At 56.9% G+C, this 15,964-nt stretch carries 17 protein-coding genes; 8 read left to right on the plus strand and 9 right to left on the minus strand.

Features of this window, described 5'->3' with window-relative positions; all coding sequences use genetic code 11:
* Positions 1-138 precede the first annotated feature (138 nt).
* From IU397_RS20480 to IU397_RS20490, 3 genes are read right to left on the minus strand one after another with little or no spacing between them, the layout of a single operon-like run.
* Positions 139-1,539: a HAMP domain-containing sensor histidine kinase gene (locus IU397_RS20480; protein ID WP_204417273.1), complete on the minus strand. Its 1,401-nt coding sequence runs from the start codon at positions 1,537-1,539 to the stop codon at positions 139-141.
* 23 nt (positions 1,540-1,562) lie between these two features.
* On the minus strand, positions 1,563-2,981 hold the full coding sequence (locus tag IU397_RS20485) for an NAD(P)/FAD-dependent oxidoreductase (protein WP_204417275.1): 1,419 nt from the start codon (positions 2,979-2,981) through the stop codon (positions 1,563-1,565).
* Between the two features lie 4 nt (positions 2,982-2,985).
* Positions 2,986-3,720 (minus strand): TVP38/TMEM64 family protein, encoded by a 735-nt coding sequence (locus IU397_RS20490; RefSeq protein ID WP_204417277.1) that lies wholly within the window; start codon positions 3,718-3,720, stop codon positions 2,986-2,988.
* Positions 3,721-4,000: 280 nt separating this feature from the next.
* On the opposite strand from IU397_RS20490, the gene rpmH reads away from it, so the two are divergent.
* The 3 genes from rpmH to yidD are packed head-to-tail and all read left to right on the plus strand — an operon-like array spanning position 4,001 to position 4,715.
* Positions 4,001-4,135 (plus strand): 50S ribosomal protein L34, encoded by a 135-nt coding sequence (gene rpmH, locus IU397_RS20495; protein ID WP_020055168.1) that lies wholly within the window; start codon positions 4,001-4,003, stop codon positions 4,133-4,135.
* Between the two features lie 20 nt (positions 4,136-4,155).
* Positions 4,156-4,488: a ribonuclease P protein component gene (gene rnpA / locus IU397_RS20500; RefSeq protein ID WP_370541748.1), complete on the plus strand. Its 333-nt coding sequence runs from the start codon at positions 4,156-4,158 to the stop codon at positions 4,486-4,488.
* Positions 4,485-4,715, plus strand: a complete 231-nt coding sequence (yidD, locus tag IU397_RS20505) for a membrane protein insertion efficiency factor YidD (RefSeq protein WP_204417279.1) — start codon at positions 4,485-4,487, stop codon at positions 4,713-4,715. Before rnpA ends, yidD begins: the two co-directional genes overlap by 4 nt.
* Here the strand turns inward: yidD and yihA are convergent.
* From yihA to IU397_RS20520, 3 genes are all read right to left on the minus strand, one after another.
* Positions 4,712-5,359, minus strand: coding sequence for a ribosome biogenesis GTP-binding protein YihA/YsxC (gene yihA / locus IU397_RS20510; RefSeq protein ID WP_204417281.1), 648 nt, complete (start codon positions 5,357-5,359; stop codon positions 4,712-4,714). The two genes, yidD and yihA, sit on opposite strands and share 4 nt — an antisense overlap.
* A gap of 19 nt (positions 5,360-5,378) precedes the next feature.
* Complete coding sequence (gene yidC, locus IU397_RS20515) at positions 5,379-7,196, minus strand: membrane protein insertase YidC (RefSeq protein WP_204417282.1); 1,818 nt, start codon at positions 7,194-7,196, stop codon at positions 5,379-5,381.
* Positions 7,197-7,455: 259 nt separating this feature from the next.
* Complete coding sequence (locus IU397_RS20520; protein WP_204417283.1) at positions 7,456-9,003, minus strand: bifunctional diguanylate cyclase/phosphodiesterase; 1,548 nt, start codon at positions 9,001-9,003, stop codon at positions 7,456-7,458.
* A gap of 298 nt (positions 9,004-9,301) precedes the next feature.
* Here IU397_RS20520 and ttcA point away from each other — a divergent pair, with 298 nt between their 5' ends.
* The gene (ttcA, locus tag IU397_RS20525; RefSeq protein WP_204417284.1) at positions 9,302-10,174 is read left to right on the plus strand and encodes a tRNA 2-thiocytidine(32) synthetase TtcA; all 873 of its coding nucleotides are present in this window, start codon (positions 9,302-9,304) and stop codon (positions 10,172-10,174) included.
* Positions 10,175-10,198: 24 nt separating this feature from the next.
* On the opposite strand, the gene IU397_RS20530 is transcribed toward ttcA, so the two are convergent.
* On the minus strand, positions 10,199-10,939 hold the full coding sequence (locus IU397_RS20530; RefSeq protein ID WP_204417285.1) for an SDR family NAD(P)-dependent oxidoreductase: 741 nt from the start codon (positions 10,937-10,939) through the stop codon (positions 10,199-10,201).
* A 123-nt stretch (positions 10,940-11,062) separates the two neighbouring features.
* Here IU397_RS20530 and argB point away from each other — a divergent pair, with 123 nt between their 5' ends.
* The 4 genes from argB to IU397_RS20550 all read left to right on the plus strand — a co-directional run bounded on the left by argB (position 11,063) and on the right by IU397_RS20550 (position 13,861).
* The gene (gene argB / locus IU397_RS20535; protein WP_204417351.1) at positions 11,063-11,923 is read left to right on the plus strand and encodes an acetylglutamate kinase; all 861 of its coding nucleotides are present in this window, start codon (positions 11,063-11,065) and stop codon (positions 11,921-11,923) included.
* Between the two features lie 2 nt (positions 11,924-11,925).
* Positions 11,926-12,579: a ferredoxin gene (locus IU397_RS20540; RefSeq protein WP_204417286.1), complete on the plus strand. Its 654-nt coding sequence runs from the start codon at positions 11,926-11,928 to the stop codon at positions 12,577-12,579.
* Positions 12,576-13,064 (plus strand): histidine phosphatase family protein, encoded by a 489-nt coding sequence (locus IU397_RS20545; RefSeq protein ID WP_204417287.1) that lies wholly within the window; start codon positions 12,576-12,578, stop codon positions 13,062-13,064. The genes IU397_RS20540 and IU397_RS20545 overlap by 4 nt, the downstream gene beginning before the upstream one ends.
* 83 nt (positions 13,065-13,147) lie before the next feature.
* A complete protein-coding gene (locus IU397_RS20550; protein ID WP_204417288.1) occupies positions 13,148-13,861 on the plus strand; it encodes a hypothetical protein in 714 nt (237 codons plus the stop codon).
* 3 nt (positions 13,862-13,864) lie between these two features.
* Here IU397_RS20550 and IU397_RS20555 read toward each other — a convergent pair whose 3' ends face one another.
* A complete protein-coding gene (locus IU397_RS20555) occupies positions 13,865-14,614 on the minus strand; it encodes an amino acid ABC transporter ATP-binding protein (protein ID WP_204417352.1) in 750 nt (249 codons plus the stop codon).
* A gap of 51 nt (positions 14,615-14,665) precedes the next feature.
* Entirely contained in the window at positions 14,666-15,964 is a 1,299-nt protein-coding gene (locus tag IU397_RS20560; protein WP_204417290.1) for an amino acid ABC transporter permease, read from the minus strand.

The following is a 15,964-nucleotide window of genomic DNA, read 5'->3' on the forward strand; positions in this document are numbered from 1 at the left end:
CGGCCAACTGTGTTCGGCTCGTGCCAAGAAAAATGACCGAACCGGACAGAACGAGGCCCAAAACCAAGGATATCTTTCGCATTCAACTCTCCGCTTTAAACAAGCAAATATCGCCGGATTGTGGCGAAGCTTTGGCGGTCAGGCCACCGAAGTCTCATACCGATCAATGGCCTTAGGCAGCGCGATCCTGAAGCGCGTTCCTCCAGGTCCGGTCTGTACAAGATCAAGTTGTCCACCATGGCCTCGGACCAGCTCAGCGGCAATGGCCAGACCCAGACCCGTCCCCCCTTTTCGCGCCCCGCCTTGAAATGGCCGAAACAGATATTGCTGCGCTTTGGGCGGCAGGCCCGGCCCGGTATCGACCACATCGATCATCCACCCATCCGTGTCTTCGCGCCCGACAACACGGATCGACCCCGGCTTTTGCGTCGCGGCAATCGCCTGACGGGCATTGCGAACCAAGTTTGAGATCACCCGGTAGAGTTGCTCGCTATCGGCGCGAATGACCATGCCAGCGGCAATCTCCGTCTCGATCTTGAGATTATGCTCTGCGCCTGCCAGACGCTCACTGTCGACGACATCGTCAATGATGGAGGCGAGGTCCACCATTGAGAGTGCAGGAGGGGGCTCTTCGGATTTGCCAAAGGCCAGGGTCCCCTCGCAAAGATGCACGGCCCGCCGGATGGAATTGACGAGCTTGGGAACGACGCGGCGCACCGCGGGATCTTCACTCGCCTCAACCCGATCTGTGAACAACTGCGCCGTGGTCAGGATATTGCGCAAATCGTGGCTGACCTTCGCAACCGCCCCACCAAGCTGCGCCAGTCGTTCCTTCTGGCGCAACGCCCCGGTCAGCTGTGTCTGCATGGATTGCAAAGCATCCTCAGCTTCCCGTAATTCCCGCACCGTCGATTCCGGTGCGATGATCCTGCGGGCATCTTCGGGTTGTGCCGCGTAGCTTTGCATATGGCTGACCACCCGCTTGATGGGAGTGACCAAAACGGACCGAACAGCGAGGAACAAAAAGAACGCCGTCACAATGGAAATCATGGCCGACAAGATCAAAATGCGGATCCCGTAATCGATCATGGCCTCCCTTAGGGCCACGGTATTCATCGTGACCTCAATCAACAGACCCGCCTCCTGAACGGGATCGCCGATGACACGGATCACCTGACTTTCGGTTTTCCAAAGGCACATCACCGCATCGCGGATCAGCTCCAGCGCACTCGCATTGCGCAGGTCAAAGGTATCCATAACCGGCGCCGGAATCGGAGAGGACAGGATCAGCTGGCGCATCTCATTGCGCCGCAACACGACGTTGTAGACGCCCGCATTCTCAAGAAGTTCCTGTTCCAGCTCTTCATCCAGCATATCTTCGGCCAGCAAAGCGAGCGAGGCAATCTGGGCCCGCTCCAATCGGGATAGCAGGAAATCTTCGCGAAAACGGGCAACCGACGGGAGAAAGATCAACACTTCGGCCAACATGACGAACAAGATCGTCAACAGCAAAAATCGACCGGAAAGAGAGTTGAACACCTATCGCCGTCCTTGGGTTGGTTTCAGGGCAGCCAGCGCTGGACCAGGCCCACCACGCGCTTAACTGTCGGATTATCAAACAATTTGGGGGAGAAGTAAGCCCCTGCAGCGCGTTTGTTAATCTCTGCCAGCGTCGGATAAGGCAAAACCGTATTTGCGATGGCTGACATCTTTTGCTTGTTGGCAATCGCCATGGCCCACATCGCAATCAGTTCCCCCGCATGGGCGCCCACGATGGATGCGCCAACAGGGCGTCCACCTGAAACCATAACTTTGATCAGGCCCGTCGTTTTGCCTTCGGCAATGGCACGATCGTTTTCCGCATAGGGGAAGCGCACGACATCCAGCTTGATCCCGTAAGCCTTGCGCGCCTGCTCCTCCGTCAGGCCGACCTGCGCCAATTCCGGGTCGGTGTAGGTCGCCCAGGGAATGTGCCGGGTGCTGGCCTTGGCAGGCAGGCCAAACAGCATCGACCGCACAATGACGCCAGCATGGTAGCCCGCGACATGGGTGAATTGCAGACCACCTGCCACATCACCGATGGCATAGACCTTCTTGTTGGTGACGCTCCGCAACCCGGGATCGACCTTGACACCGCGATCATGGGCGACGCCGCCTTCGTCCAAGTTCAACTTGTCTATGTTGATCTTGCGACCAACGGCCATCAACAGATGGGTTCCTTGGAAAGTCGTTTCATCCTGAGTTTCGACCGTTATGTCACCATCGGTTCCGCTGACTTTTCTGGCCAGTTGCCCTTCGACGATTTGAACGCCTTCATCCGTCAGCCGATCCAATACGACGGCGGCAAGTTCGGGATCATCTTTGCCCATCGCTTTGGCGCCTTCCAGAACGGTGACCTTGCAGCCCAGGCGAATATGGGCTTGCGCCATTTCCATACCGATGGGACCGCCACCGATGATGATCAGATGATCCGGGCGATCGCGCAGGTCAAAGATGGTCTCATTCGTATAGTATGGCGTATCCTGCACGCCCAGTATCGGTGGGACAAAAGGCGATGATCCTGTTGCGATGACGAAGCGACGCGCCTCAATGATATTGGGGCCAGCTTGTACCTCCTGACGGGAGATGAAGTGGCCATATTCCCGAACAACATGGACGCCCAAACCCTCAAATCGCTCCTGGCTGTCGACGGGGGCAATTGTGTCGATCACCCGGTGCACATGATCTTTGGCCACACTGTAATCGACCGTCGGCTGGGTCGGTTTCACTCCAAAGGATGCGCCGGTTTCCATGGCATGGGCCTGCTTGCCCGCAGCGATCAAGGCCTTTGAGGGCACACAGCCATAGTTGAGGCAATCCCCACCCATCTTGTGGCCTTCCAGCAAAACCACCTTGGCGCCCATTTGAGAGGCTCCTGCAGCCACACTCAAACCGCCCGAGCCTGCGCCAATGATGCAGATATCCGTCTTGATCCGGTTCATAAGTTCAGATCCCCTTCTTGCCGCGCACAGCTTTCAGAATGATGGGAAGTGTTGCCAAGGCACACAGACCGAGGATCGGCAGCAGGATATGCGGTTCAAAGATGATACCCAGATCCGGGGTTTCGCCCCTGGCAAAAACCTCCCCCAAGCCCGCGCCAACGGAGGTATAAACCACCGCGCCCGGGATGATACCGATAAAGGTCGAGATGACGAAGCGCACCAGAGGCACCCCCACCAGGGCAGGCACCAAGTTTGCGACAAAAAACGGAACTGCGGGGATCAGCCGGATCAGGAACAACATTTCCCACTGACTGCTGTCGATCCCGTCCTTGATCTTTCTGACAACCCCTTCGGAGCTGTCCATTTTTGCGGCCAACCGGTCACCCAGCCCGTATTGGGCGGCCAGAAAGATCAAGGTCGCTCCGGTGGTTGCCGCAGTGACGTTGAACAACGCGCCCGGGAAGGTGGCGAATAAGAAGCCACCGGTCAGGGTCGCAATCGTGGCCCCTGGAAGCGAGAACGCCACGATAACCACATAAATCGCCACGAAGGCCAACACAGTCAAAAGGTAGTTGGCGTCTCGAAAGGCGATCAAGGTCTCCCGGTTTTCCGCCAAGGCGTCAAAGCTCAAATAGTCTTTCAACGTGAACGCGCCGATCACCGCCACAAGAGCGATGGCGATCAAAGGCAGATTTTTCACCAATGCGCTTTTCTGGGGAGCTTCGGTCATGTCGCTCATGGTATTATCCTCTGTGCCAAGTTGCACTCTACATGCGATGACAACGCAATAGACGACAGGGGGTTCACGCGCGGTTGAACAAGGGTGACCTGCAGAGCTTCAAACGTGTCAGTTTTGCCAAGCGATTGAAACAAACGCTCAATATTGGCCGTGAATTGTTGCAACCGCCCCGGCGGCAACAATTGACTTGAGCCAAGTCAACACATAACAGGTGCGACTTAGACTGAGTTGGTGCGCGAATCTAACTGGATTGCCATCACCCGCAACGGAGACACAGCAGATGAAGCGCACATTTCAACCGTCAAACCTTGTTCGCAAACGTCGCCACGGCTTTCGTGCGCGCATGGCCACAAAGGCAGGCCGTAAAATTCTGAACGCCCGCCGTGTTCGGGGCCGGAAATCGCTGAGCGCCTGACATTCGCGCCGCTTGGCCGACTGACCAAGCGGTCAGAATTCCTTGATGCAGCGCGCGCCCGTCGCGTTGCAGTGCCCGGTTTTGTCATCCAAGCTCTTGAACGTCCGGGACATGAGCCCACCATTCGTGTCGGGTTCACGTGCTCCAAAAAGGTTGGGAACGCTGTGGCACGCAACCGTGCCAAGCGGCGTTTGAGAGCCGTAGCGCGCCATAACCTACCGCAATTCGGCCAGCCAGGTTTTGACTACGTGTTGATCGGTAGAGCTGGCGTGACAGCGGCGCGACCCTTTGTTGATCTTGCGCAGGACATGCGAAAAGCGTTGACCAAGCTACATGATGGCGCATCGACATGACGCCGTTGGCCCGAGTTGTAGCGATACCGATTTATTTTTACCGGTTCTTATTCTCACCTTGGGTCGGGCACAATTGTCGATATCAACCGACCTGCTCTGCCTATGCTCTGGAAGCCTTGGAAAAACATGGTGCTATTCGCGGCCTATGGCTCACGTTGCGCCGGATCGGCCGTTGTCAACCCTGGGGCAGCAGCGGCTATGATCCCGTGCCGGATCGCCGCCGTTAAAGCGTGCCGATAATTGCCCTGAGTGTGGCAATCCCATCGCCCTTCTCGGAGCTTGTGACCACCAATTCCGGATAGGCAGCAGGATGTTTGGCCAAGGCGGAGCGCACCTGCTTTAGGATTTTGTCCCGCTCCGACATCTTCAATTTGTCAGCCTTGGTGAGGACCACCTGAAAGGTCACGGCTGCTTTGTCCAAAAGCTCCATGATCTCCCGATCATTGGGTTTTACCCCGTGTCGCATATCGACCAGCACAAAGGCCCGGCGCAATGAGGCGCGGCCCGCCAGATAGGCTTTCAACAGACGCTGCCACTTTTCCACTACCGCAAGCGGTGCATTTGCATAGCCATAGCCGGGCAGGTCGACCAGGTAATGGCTTTCGGCCTGGGTGAAGAAATTGATCTCCTGCGTCCGCCCGGGTGTATTCGACGCCCGCGCCAACCCTTTATGATTGGTCAAAGCATTGATGAGGCTCGACTTGCCGACATTCGACCGTCCGGCAAAACAGACCTCAGAACGATCCGCAGGGGGCAGACCATCCATGGCAACAACACCTTTCAGGAATTCCGACCCACCGGCGAATAGCTTGCGCCCATGTTCAAGCGTGGCAGCATCAGGTATGTCAGCCTCGGGAAAACTCAGTCGCACCGGATGCGCTCCCGACCGATCACTTGGCCTCCTTGTCCTTACGCTTGAAGCTGGACAGGATGTTCCCCAGAAGATCGGGCTTGTACCCATTGCTGCGCATGATGATGTATTGTTGCGTAAATGTGATGGTGTTATTCGCGATCCAATAAATCACCAATCCGCTTGCAAACCCGCCCAGCATGAACATGAACACCCACGGCATCCATGCGAAAACCATCGCCTGTGTCGGATCAGTCGGGGCTGGGTTGAGCTTTTGCTGAAACCACATCGATATACCCAAGAGCAGCGGCAGAATCCCAATAAAAATAAGAGCCATGATCGAGGTGGGATCAGGCGCTGCAAATGGAAGCAGGCCGAAAACATTGAACAACGACGTCGGATCGGGCGCTGACAGGTCCTGGAATGGACCAAGCCAAGGCGCATGACGCAGTTCCAGCGTGACGAAAATAACCTTGTAGAGCGAGAAAAAGATAGGGATCTGCAGCAGAATTGGCAGGCAGCCCGCCGCAGGGTTCACCTTTTTTTCTTTGTAAAGCGCCATCATTTCCTGTTGGAGCTTTTGTTTGTCCTCTCCAGCCTTCTCCTTGATCTTCTCCATCTCCGGCTGAAGTTCCTTCATCTTCGCCATCGAGACGTAAGATTTGTAAGCCAGTGGGAAAAGCAGCGCCTTGATCAGGAGGGTCAGTCCAATGATCGCCCAACCCATATTGCCGATAAGCAGGTTCAACCAATGCAGCACGGCAAAGATCGGTTTGGTCAGGAAATGAAACCAACCCCAATCAATACTGTCGACGAACTTCGTGATACCACCGTCTCGCTGATAGTTGCGGATCACCTCCCATTCCTTGGCACCTGCGAAAAGGCGTGAGGAGTTGGTGACAGTCTGCCCCGGCTCAATGGTCACGGTCGGATAGAATGTCTGCGTCTGGTAGATGTCTGACCGGGCTTGGTACAGCATCAGCAGGTTGAAAGTCTGATCCGAGGGCGGGATCAAAGACGTCATCCAATATTTATCGGTGAATCCGATCCAGCCATTTTGTGTATTCTCGATCTGCTCTCCGTTGGCTCCCAGGCCGGCGATAACATCCAGATCGACGAGATTGTCATAGTTCTGCTCGATCAGTTCGCCGTCCTGCATGCCGACGACACCTTCATGCAGAACAAAGAAATTGGTCAATTCGGGCAGCCCGTGGCGTGCTATGATGCCGTAGGGCGCGGCGCGTAGGCTTTGGTCGGTCGGGTTTTCCACACTCTGTCCGATATCGAACATGTAGTCATCATCAATGCCGATGGTACGGCGGAAGACGAGACCGGAGGGGCTGTCCCATCGCAATGTCACCGGGCTGTCCATGGACAGCGTTTCGCCCGCTTCTACGGTCCAGATCGTATCGGGGCCTGGTACATCTTCCGGCTCAAGACCATCACCGCGGGCCCAGCCAAACAACGCATAATAAGCGCCGGGTTCCCCCACCGGTTTGAGTAGCGTGACGATATCGGCTTCCGGGTCAAGCGTTTCGCGATACCCCTTCAAGGCAAGGTCATCGATACGGCCCCCAGCCAATGAAATTGAGCCAGAAAGCTTGGGTGTCTCGATGGACAATCGCGGCGCATCAACCACCTCTGGGGCGGTATCGCTGCTTGTCTGTTCCGAACCGCCGGTCGCAACGGGCGGCACAGCAGCCGTCTCTTCCCCCGAAGAGCTTTGTGGCTCGGCCGCGGTCACGGCCTGGTCACCGGGAGCAGGCGGTTCTGGGGGATCTACGAAAACGTACCAAACCAATATGACCAGAAAACTCAAAGCTGTGGCCAGCAAGAGGTTTTTATTCTGATCGTCCATTCGTTTACTCACCGCTGCCATGTCCGAGATGGGCAGGTTCAATCGCCCACAAGCATAAAGGTCAAGCAGAATCCCAAGGTAACCCTTCGGCACACCCCATCCCAACCTGCCTATCAAGTGGGACCGACACTCAGATGTTCAATCGACCAGGGCTAGAAAAATCAGATCGCTCTGACGGTCAACATCATGTAGGCGACGGCAACAGGGCCGACGAACTATGTGGGTTCATGCCATCAGCCACTGATCTGCGATCATGTGATCAACCGCTGCGTTGCGCGCGTGGGGTGATGTGAAGCGTTTCTGCCCTGCGCTCGTTGTAATCTGTCATCCAGGCCACGGTATCTTCAAACGCCATGGGACGCGAAATACCAAATCCCTGAACCGATCCGCATCCAAGTTGAGCCAGCAGAGCGTGTTCTCCGGCAGTCTCCACCCCCTCGGCCAAGGTCTCAAGATCCAATTGTTCGGCCATCAACAAGATCGCTGACACCATCTTTTGCTGGTTTCTGTCCGTGTCAACATTGGTCACGAAGGATCTGTCGATTTTCAGTCGATTGACCGCAAAGCGCCGAATATTGGCAATCGACGCACTCCCGGTGCCGAAGTCATCAAGGTCTATGGTGCATCCCAAACGCGCCAGAGCCGAAATATTGCGAGTGACGGTATCATTCTCAGTATCAGCAACAACGGTTTCCAGCACCTCAATCGTCAATCGGTCTGGGGACAGATCCACACGATCCAGTTCCCATTTAACACGGTCGGGCAGTTTGGGATCCCGCAATTCATGGTTGGAAAAGTTGACGCCAATCGTCTTGACCCGCAATCCCTTGGTCTCCCAACTTGCCATGGCATTCAGGCTCTTGCGGAGCATTGTCTGGGCAAGGTGTGGCATAAGACCTGCATATTCGATGGCATCCAGAAAATCAGCTGGCGGGATCATCCCCCGTTCAGGATGACGCCAGCGGGCCAAAGCCTCGAACCCGACAATTTCACCGGTATCCGTGGAAACCTGGGGTTGGAACCAGGGCCAGATTTCGTCATTATCAAAGGCTTCCCGCACCTCCGACATCAATTCATGGCGCCGAGCGACGGTCTGGCTTAGCTGGCTTGAATAGGATCGGATAGCTCCTTCACCATGGCGGCGCGCTTCCTCCAAGGCAACTTGCGCCCCATCAATCAAGGTCTCGGGCGTGCAGTCCGCCAATCTGCGCGCCATGCAAAAGCCAATTGAACAGGACAGGTAGGTGCTGGATGCATCAACGGTAAAGGCCAGCCCGATCTCCCGCTGCAACCTTTCGGCTATTAGCAAAGCTGCATCAATATCAGTTTGACGCGCAGGCTTGATCGCGACAGCAAACCGCTGGCTCGACAAACGGGCAACCATGTCGGAGCCGCGCACGGCCGCGATCAGACGTTCTCCGATCTGTTTTTGGATGTCGTCGACAGCGTTACCGCCCATCCTGTCCAGAAACTCCGAGAAGAAATCGATCTCGACGATGTAAAGCAGCACGTCATCGGTTTGATCACCATGCCGGTCCAACAAACGCTCCAAGGCACGCAAGGCGCCGCGCCGGTTCATCAAACCCGTCAGGCCGTCCACCTCTTCACTGACCTGCCGCCCGATTGCCGCCCGAGAAACAGCTGCAATGACCGGCAAAGAAACCGCCACAGCCCATAAGACCCCTTCGATGCCATACAAAAACCCAGCCAACGCGAAAACCGGCAGAAAACTGAGCAACCAGGGCTGAGATGCCAGCCCGGATCTAAGGTCGTTTAAGAGGTGCAAGGCGCGTTGCGGAAGCTGCATATGTGGTGTCCTAGATGCAAAAGACTGTCCGTCTTGATCAGGCTACACATAGGAAACTGGCCTCAGCGCCATGTTAACAGCTGCTCGGATTATCACTAAACTTTTTCATTTTAACGGACCTGGCCGCGCAAAACCGCCGTGAAAACCTCGCACGGCATACAAGACGGCGGTCTAAACACCCTGGCTCCGACACAGATCGCGTGAAGCCCGTGGCCCGACCAAACCGCGACCAAGTTTACGTTCTACCAATCGGTGCGCCCCCTTTTCCAGGCCCATCTTTTGCACTATCCCCTCGCCCATGTCCGATACCCTAGACGATATTCATCCGCTTTTTCACGGTGCCCCGCAGTCGACGGAATTCCGCAAGCTCAGAAAGCGGATCGTCCGGCATGTCCGCGAAGCTGTCGAACAATACGGTATGATCCAAGGGCGCAACGCGCGCTGGCTGGTATGTCTGTCCGGCGGGAAAGATAGCTACACACTGCTGGCGGTTCTCTACGAGTTGAAATGGCGCGGTTTGCTCTCTGTCGACCTGTTGGCCTGCAATCTTGATCAGGGGCAACCCGGCTTTCCCGCCTCGGTTTTGCCGGAATTCCTAGAACGGATGGGCGTGCCGCACCGGATCGAATACCAGAACACCTATTCGATCGTCATGGACAAGGTGCCGCACGGACGAACATATTGTGCGCTGTGTTCGCGTCTGCGGCGAGGAAATCTCTACCGGATTGCACGTGAAGAGGGGTGCAATGCCGTGGTGCTTGGCCATCACCGGGATGATATTCTTGAGACCTTTTTCATGAACCTGTTCCACGGGGGACGGCTCGCGACCATGCCGCCCAAACTGGTGAATGAAGAAGGCGATCTTTTTTTGCTCCGGCCGCTCGCACATGTGGCCGAACAGGATTGCGAACGATTTGCCCGGGCTATGAACTATCCTATCATCCCGTGCGACCTATGCGGCAGCCAGGATGGACTGCAGCGCCAGCAAGTCAAACAAATCCTGGACGGTTGGGAAAGGAACAGTCCCGGGCGCCGACAGGTTATGTTCCGGGCGCTGATGAACGCGCGCCCGTCGCACTTGCTTGACCCGAAACTGTGGGATTTCGCCGGGCTTACGTTGAAAGACGATGCGCCGCAGCAGGGGGACGATGGTCCTCTATGGCCCCTTTAAGATCAAGCGGCGCTCTTTTCGCTGTCAAACATGCTGGCCAGCATTCACCTCAATCTCGGTCCCAGTGACATAGGTCGAGGCGCTGGAGCATAAAAACAGAATGACATCCGCAACCTCCGCAGGTTGTCCAAGACGGCGCAGTGGCAGGGTTTCCACGATCTTGTCGGTGCCGGGACTCAGGATTGAGGTCTCGATCTCTCCCGGTGCAATCGCGTTGACCCGGACACCCAAGGGACCAAAGTCATGGGCCATTTCCCGCGTCAGGGCCACTAGCGCGGCCTTTGATGTGGCATAGGCGGCCCCTGCAAAGGGATGGACCCGGCTGCCTGCGATCGAGGTCACATTGACCACCGCCCCTTTGGCGGCGGCGAGCTCTGTCTTTAACCCGCGAGCCAGCACCACGGGCGCAAAAAAATTGACGTGAAACACATGACCCCACGTGCGCAGATCTGTGTCGAGCGTGTTGAGCCGTGCGCCATCCTGCCCCTTTGGCGAGATCCCGGCATTGTTAACCAGCGCATCAAGCGTGCCCCCCAGCTTGTCGCGGATGGCTTCCAAGGCGGCTATGGTGTTGTTCGGGTCCGCCAGATCGATCTGGACATGATTGCCCTCTCCTCCCGGCCAGGGACACCGATCATCGAAAGGCTGGCGTGAACACGTCAGCACGCGCCATCCCGCGGCAGAAAAGGTTTTGACCGTCGCGTGGCCGATGCCGCGGCTGGCACCGGTCAACAGCAACGTTTTCTGGCGGGGGGAATCGTCCATCTGGCCCTCAATTCTCGCTTAGCTTACCCAAGCCTCCCGCAGACGCAATCGGGCCCTTGGCACCGGCGAACCCGCCGCGTACACCCAAAGGTCAGGAGACATGACGTGAAGCAGCAAACAGCCATGAACCGCGACTGGATCGCCACCGCCCGCACACTTTCACAGGCCCTGCCTTACCTGCAGCGCTATGACGGGGCCATTGTCGTGATCAAGTTTGGTGGCAATGCCATGGGCAATGATGCCGCGATGTCCGACTTCGCCCGCGATATCGTATTGATGAGCCAGGTTGGTATCCGCCCCGTTATCGTCCATGGCGGCGGCCCAATGATCAACGGCATGCTGGATCGTCTGAACCTGGACAGCACATTCGTGAAAGGCAAGCGTGTCACAGACGCAGCCACAATAGAAGTGGTTGAGATGGTGTTGTCCGGGAGGGTCAACAAACGCATCGTCCAGGCCATCAACCAGGAAGGTGGGCGTGCCGTGGGGCTTTCAGGAAAGGACGCCAACATGATCGTTTGCGACCCTGCCGATCCTGCATTGGGCTTTGTCGGGGATCCGGTAAAGGTCACGCCGGACGTTCTTCACCAGATGCATGGCGCGGGGATCATTCCGGTCGTCGCTCCCATCGGCACTGGGCGCGAAGGCGAGACCTTTAATATCAACGGCGATACGGCCGCAGGAGCCATCGCCGCCGCACTCAAAGCGGACCGGCTCTTGCTTCTAACCGATGTGGCAGGCGTCAAGAACGCCGATGGTCAGGTCGTGACAGAACTGACCCCGGAACATGTCGAACATCTGACAGCCGAAGGGGTGATCGCAGGCGGGATGATCCCCAAAACCGAAACGGCGCTGTCCGCCATTCAAAACGGGGTGCGCGCCGTGGTGATCTTGGATGGCCGCGCACCCAATGCCTGCCTGCTGGAGCTGTTCACCGACCATGGGGCTGGTTCCTTGATCATTCCATCGCGGGTTTCAAGCTGAGCATGGACGCACAGGCGGTGACGGTCGCGCCCAGCGCCTCGCATCTTCAGATCGCAGGTGGCTTTCACCCGACAATGGATGATGATCATCTGCCTGCGGGAACAAAAACGTTGCTATTGCTCGCCCCGCAAGAGCCGGGCTTTTGGACCCATGTCAGCAGCGCGCCGGAATGGTCAGACGGCCTGCCCGATCCGCTTGATCGGTGGTCACGCCGGGTGATCGATGATGTTGCGGACGTCACCCAGGCCCGCGCGCTTTATCCATTCGGTGGCCCACCGCATTGGCCTTTTCTGGGCTGGGCCACCCGAACCGGGCAGATTTGGTCATCCCCGATTGGGCTATTGGTCCACAATGTTCAAGGTCTGTGGATCTCGTTCCGGGGCGCGCTGGCACTGCCGTACATGATCACCTTGGCCGAACCTCCGACGTCACCCTGCGCAACATGCGCGGACAAGCCTTGCGAGGCCGCCTGCCCGGTTTTAGCACTCACAGCGGCGGGCTATGACGTGCCAGCGTGCAAGGCGTTCGTCACTTCGGATCAGGGGCTGCCATGTCGATCCCAGGGATGTGCCGTAAGAGCCGCCTGCCCCGTCAGCCAGACCTGGCCACGAAGCTCCGCCCAATCCGCCTTTCACATGGAAGCCTTCGTGTCATGACCAAGCAATTGATCCTCATGCGTCACGCCAAGTCCAGTTGGTCAGACGTGCAACTTGACGACCATGACCGCCCGCTCAATGGCCGGGGGGAGGGTAACGCCGAGGCGCTGGGGCGTTGGATGGCCAGCCGACAGCTCCGGCCCGATGTGATCTTGTGCTCCACCGCGCGGCGCACGCAGGAGACGGCAGACCATCTGAACCTATCCGTCGCGCCAACCCTTAAACGATCCCTATATCACGCAACCGAAGACAATATGCTGGATCTGATAGGCCGGCAATCTGCGGCATCGGTGATGCTGATCGGGCATAATCCCGGTATCGGCGCCCTGGCTGGCCTGTTGGCAAAACCCGGCGACCCCCATCCCCGTTTCCACGACTACCCGACCGGTGCGACGACGGTGTTCACCCTTGAGATAGAAAGCTGGGATCAGATCGGCCCCGGATCAGGCAACGTCATTTCGTTTGTCATTCCAAAAGAGCTCTGACTTAAGCGGCAAGGTGTTTCGAAAGTACCTCCGAATCTGATACGCCTCCTAGATATTTTGAACGATATTTTGGGAGTTTCGACATGGCTGAAACCGCTCCGAAAGAGACGCCGCCGCCCCGTCCATTTGCATGGCTCATGCGGCCGATCGAATTTGCATTGAAATGGTCATTGTTGGGCGTTTCTATCCTGCTTCTACTAATACTTGCAGGCCGCCTGGGGTTCCAGGTCGAAGTGAACAAATTGTTCGGCCAAGATGTTTCGATCAAACAGGTAACGGCCGTGGTCGAGACCAACGATGAAGAGATCGCCAACCTGCGCGATACCGTGGAAAAGCTGCGTGAAGATCTGATTGTTCTGGCGGAAAATGCCGATAGCCCAGCCCCAACCGCGCTAAGTGGGAGCCAAATCCGTGAATTGCCTACGGAACAAGGTGCCGTGACAAAGCCGATCCTGCGCAGCGAACAGATCAATGGAGAAGGGGTGATCTGGCTTGGCAGATACGAAAACGGCACCTGGAGCGATGCTACGGTGGATGGATTGGCGGACCTGCCCAGCCCCGATGATCTGGTGGACAGGACACTGACGCTCCGCAAGACGGTCAATCTCCGCGCGAATTTTCCAGCACCCGTTCAGGACGGGTATTACGAAGAGGTCACGACCAGAGGTGTGGTCTATCCCGATACGAGGGTCACAATCCTGTCCACACCGCGCTCCTACGACCGCAAGAGTGGTACGCAATATTGGGCAAAGGTTCAGACAACCTTTGAACCCAAGGCCACGGCCCCACAGTTTTAACGATCAGTGCCCCAGGATCTGGCTGAGGAACAATTGTGTCCGGTCAGATTTGGGGTTGTTGAAGAATTCCTCGGGCTCGTTCTGCTCCACGATCTGGCCCGCATCCATAAAGATGACGCGATTGGCGACTTGCCGGGCAAAACCCATCTCGTGTGTCACGCACAGCATGGTCATGCCTTCTTCAGCCAGGGCGATCATCGTATCCAGAACCTCCTTGATCATCTCGGGATCAAGGGCCGATGTCGGTTCGTCAAACAGCATGATCCGGGGTTTCATGCACAGGGACCGGGCGATGGCGACCCGCTGTTGCTGACCACCAGACAACTGGCCGGGATACTTGTTCGCTTGATCAGGGATCTTCACCTTGGTCAGAAAATGCATCGCCGTCTCTTCGGCTTCTTTCTTGGGCGTCTTGCGCACCCAAATCGGGGCCAGCGTGCAATTCTCAAGGATCGTCAGATGCGGGAACAGGTTGAAATGCTGAAAGCACATCCCGACCTCTGACCGGATCTTGTCGATGTTTTTCAGATCCGACGACAGCAGGGTGCCATCCACTGTGATCGAACCCGCCTGGTGCTCTTCCAGCGCGTTAATGCAGCGGATCAATGTCGATTTGCCAGAACCCGAGGGGCCGCAGATCACGATCCGCTCCCCCTCATACACGGTCAGGTCAATGTCCCGCAGCACGTGGAATGTGCCGTACCATTTGTTCATCCCCTGGATCGAGATGGCGACCTCGTCCGATACCTTCATTTCGACGGGCGACGTGCCCATGTTTTCAGTCATGGCCATGAACAGGGCCTCCTATCTGTGATCGGTCGCAAGGCGACGTTCCAACCATTGCGAGTATTGCGAAATTCCGTAACAGACGACGAAGAACAGAACCGCCGCAAAGCCCAGCAATTCCCAATAGACGCCGTTCCACGCGGTCGATGCCAATATCGGCCCGCGGATCATGCCCACGAGGTCGAACATCGAAATGACCGAGACCAACGTGGTATCCTTGAACAACCCCACGGCGACGTTGACGATCCCCGGTATGGAGATCTTGAGCGCCTGGGGCAGGATGATCAGCCGTGTCGCCTGGGCATAGTCCAAGCCCAGACTGTCCGCGCCCTCGTATTGACCCTTCGGCAAAGCGGCGAGACCGCCCCGGATCACTTCCGCAATATACGCGGCCGAGAAGACGGTGATCATAATCACCACGCGCAAGAACAGATCCACCGTGGAGTCAGGCGGAAAGAAATATGCCAGCATCACCGATGCGACAAACAGAAGTGTAATCAGCGGAACACCCCGGATGAATTCGATGAAGACGACGCAGATCACTTTGATCAACGGCATGCTGGACTGGCGGCCCAGTGCCAACGCGATCCCCAACGGCAGCGATAATGACACGCAGGTCACACCCAACATCATGTTGAGCATAAACCCTCCAAGATCGCGGCTGGGCACTGCGCGCATCCAAGCCGTGTTGTTGGCCCCGTCAGGTATGAACAGACCACCAATGTACCAGGTGACAAAAGCGGCTATGACCCCGCCCAGGAAGCCCAATGCAAAATTGCGCGCCACAAAACTCTGGTAGAAAACAGCGCCCGCAACACAGCCGGCAAGCGCCACCAGAGGCACGCCAATCGCGCCACCCCAGACGAGGTAATAGGCGATGAAGGGGTAAAGCCCTGTGAAGATCAGCAACTTGCGAGGTAGATCAAAGAATAGAACGGGTGCAATCGCAACGAAAAGCAACATGAAGGCCAGACCAGGGCGCCAATACAACTCGCTGGGATATTTGAACCCGAACAACAACTGGTTCCAACGTTCGGTCAGGACAGAAAAGCAGGCCCCGACCGCCCCATCAAGCACGGTCCGACATTCCGCAAGGCTGGACGTCGTCCAGATGCCGTTCAGCATCCATGGCAAGGCGGACGAGAGGATCATGTAGATGAGATACACTGCGACAATGGTCAGTATGCCATTGAACGGCGTGGCAAACAGATTGTCCTTCATCCACTTCAGCGGGCCAGAAGCCGTATAGGGCGGCTCCCTTTCCGGTATGGCCTCGGTTCGGACAAACGCGACGGAGTGTTGTTGAGTATCGGACAT

The sequence above is a fragment of the Actibacterium sp. 188UL27-1 genome (assembly GCF_016901225.1).
GTDB lineage: Bacteria > Pseudomonadota > Alphaproteobacteria > Rhodobacterales > Rhodobacteraceae > 188UL27-1.

Coding starts and splice junctions, on each gene's coding strand:
- rpmH (WP_020055168.1), top strand. CDS start 4,001: ATGAAGCGCACATTTCAACCGTCAAACCTTGTTCGCAAACGTCGCCAC.
- yidC (WP_204417282.1), bottom strand. CDS start 7,196: ATGGACGATCAGAATAAAAACCTCTTGCTGGCCACAGCTTTGAGTTTT.
- IU397_RS20545 (WP_204417287.1), top strand. CDS start 12,576: ATGACCAAGCAATTGATCCTCATGCGTCACGCCAAGTCCAGTTGGTCA.
- IU397_RS20530 (WP_204417285.1), bottom strand. CDS start 10,939: ATGGACGATTCCCCCCGCCAGAAAACGTTGCTGTTGACCGGTGCCAGC.
- IU397_RS20540 (WP_204417286.1), top strand. CDS start 11,926: ATGGACGCACAGGCGGTGACGGTCGCGCCCAGCGCCTCGCATCTTCAG.
- IU397_RS20560 (WP_204417290.1), bottom strand. CDS start 15,964: ATGTCCGATACTCAACAACACTCCGTCGCGTTTGTCCGAACCGAGGCC.
- yidD (WP_204417279.1), top strand. CDS start 4,485: ATGACGCCGTTGGCCCGAGTTGTAGCGATACCGATTTATTTTTACCGG.
- IU397_RS20520 (WP_204417283.1), bottom strand. CDS start 9,003: ATGCAGCTTCCGCAACGCGCCTTGCACCTCTTAAACGACCTTAGATCC.
- ttcA (WP_204417284.1), top strand. CDS start 9,302: ATGTCCGATACCCTAGACGATATTCATCCGCTTTTTCACGGTGCCCCG.
- IU397_RS20550 (WP_204417288.1), top strand. CDS start 13,148: ATGGCTGAAACCGCTCCGAAAGAGACGCCGCCGCCCCGTCCATTTGCA.
- IU397_RS20555 (WP_204417352.1), bottom strand. CDS start 14,614: ATGAAGGTATCGGACGAGGTCGCCATCTCGATCCAGGGGATGAACAAA.
- IU397_RS20490 (WP_204417277.1), bottom strand. CDS start 3,720: ATGAGCGACATGACCGAAGCTCCCCAGAAAAGCGCATTGGTGAAAAAT.
- argB (WP_204417351.1), top strand. CDS start 11,063: ATGAACCGCGACTGGATCGCCACCGCCCGCACACTTTCACAGGCCCTG.
- IU397_RS20485 (WP_204417275.1), bottom strand. CDS start 2,981: ATGAACCGGATCAAGACGGATATCTGCATCATTGGCGCAGGCTCGGGC.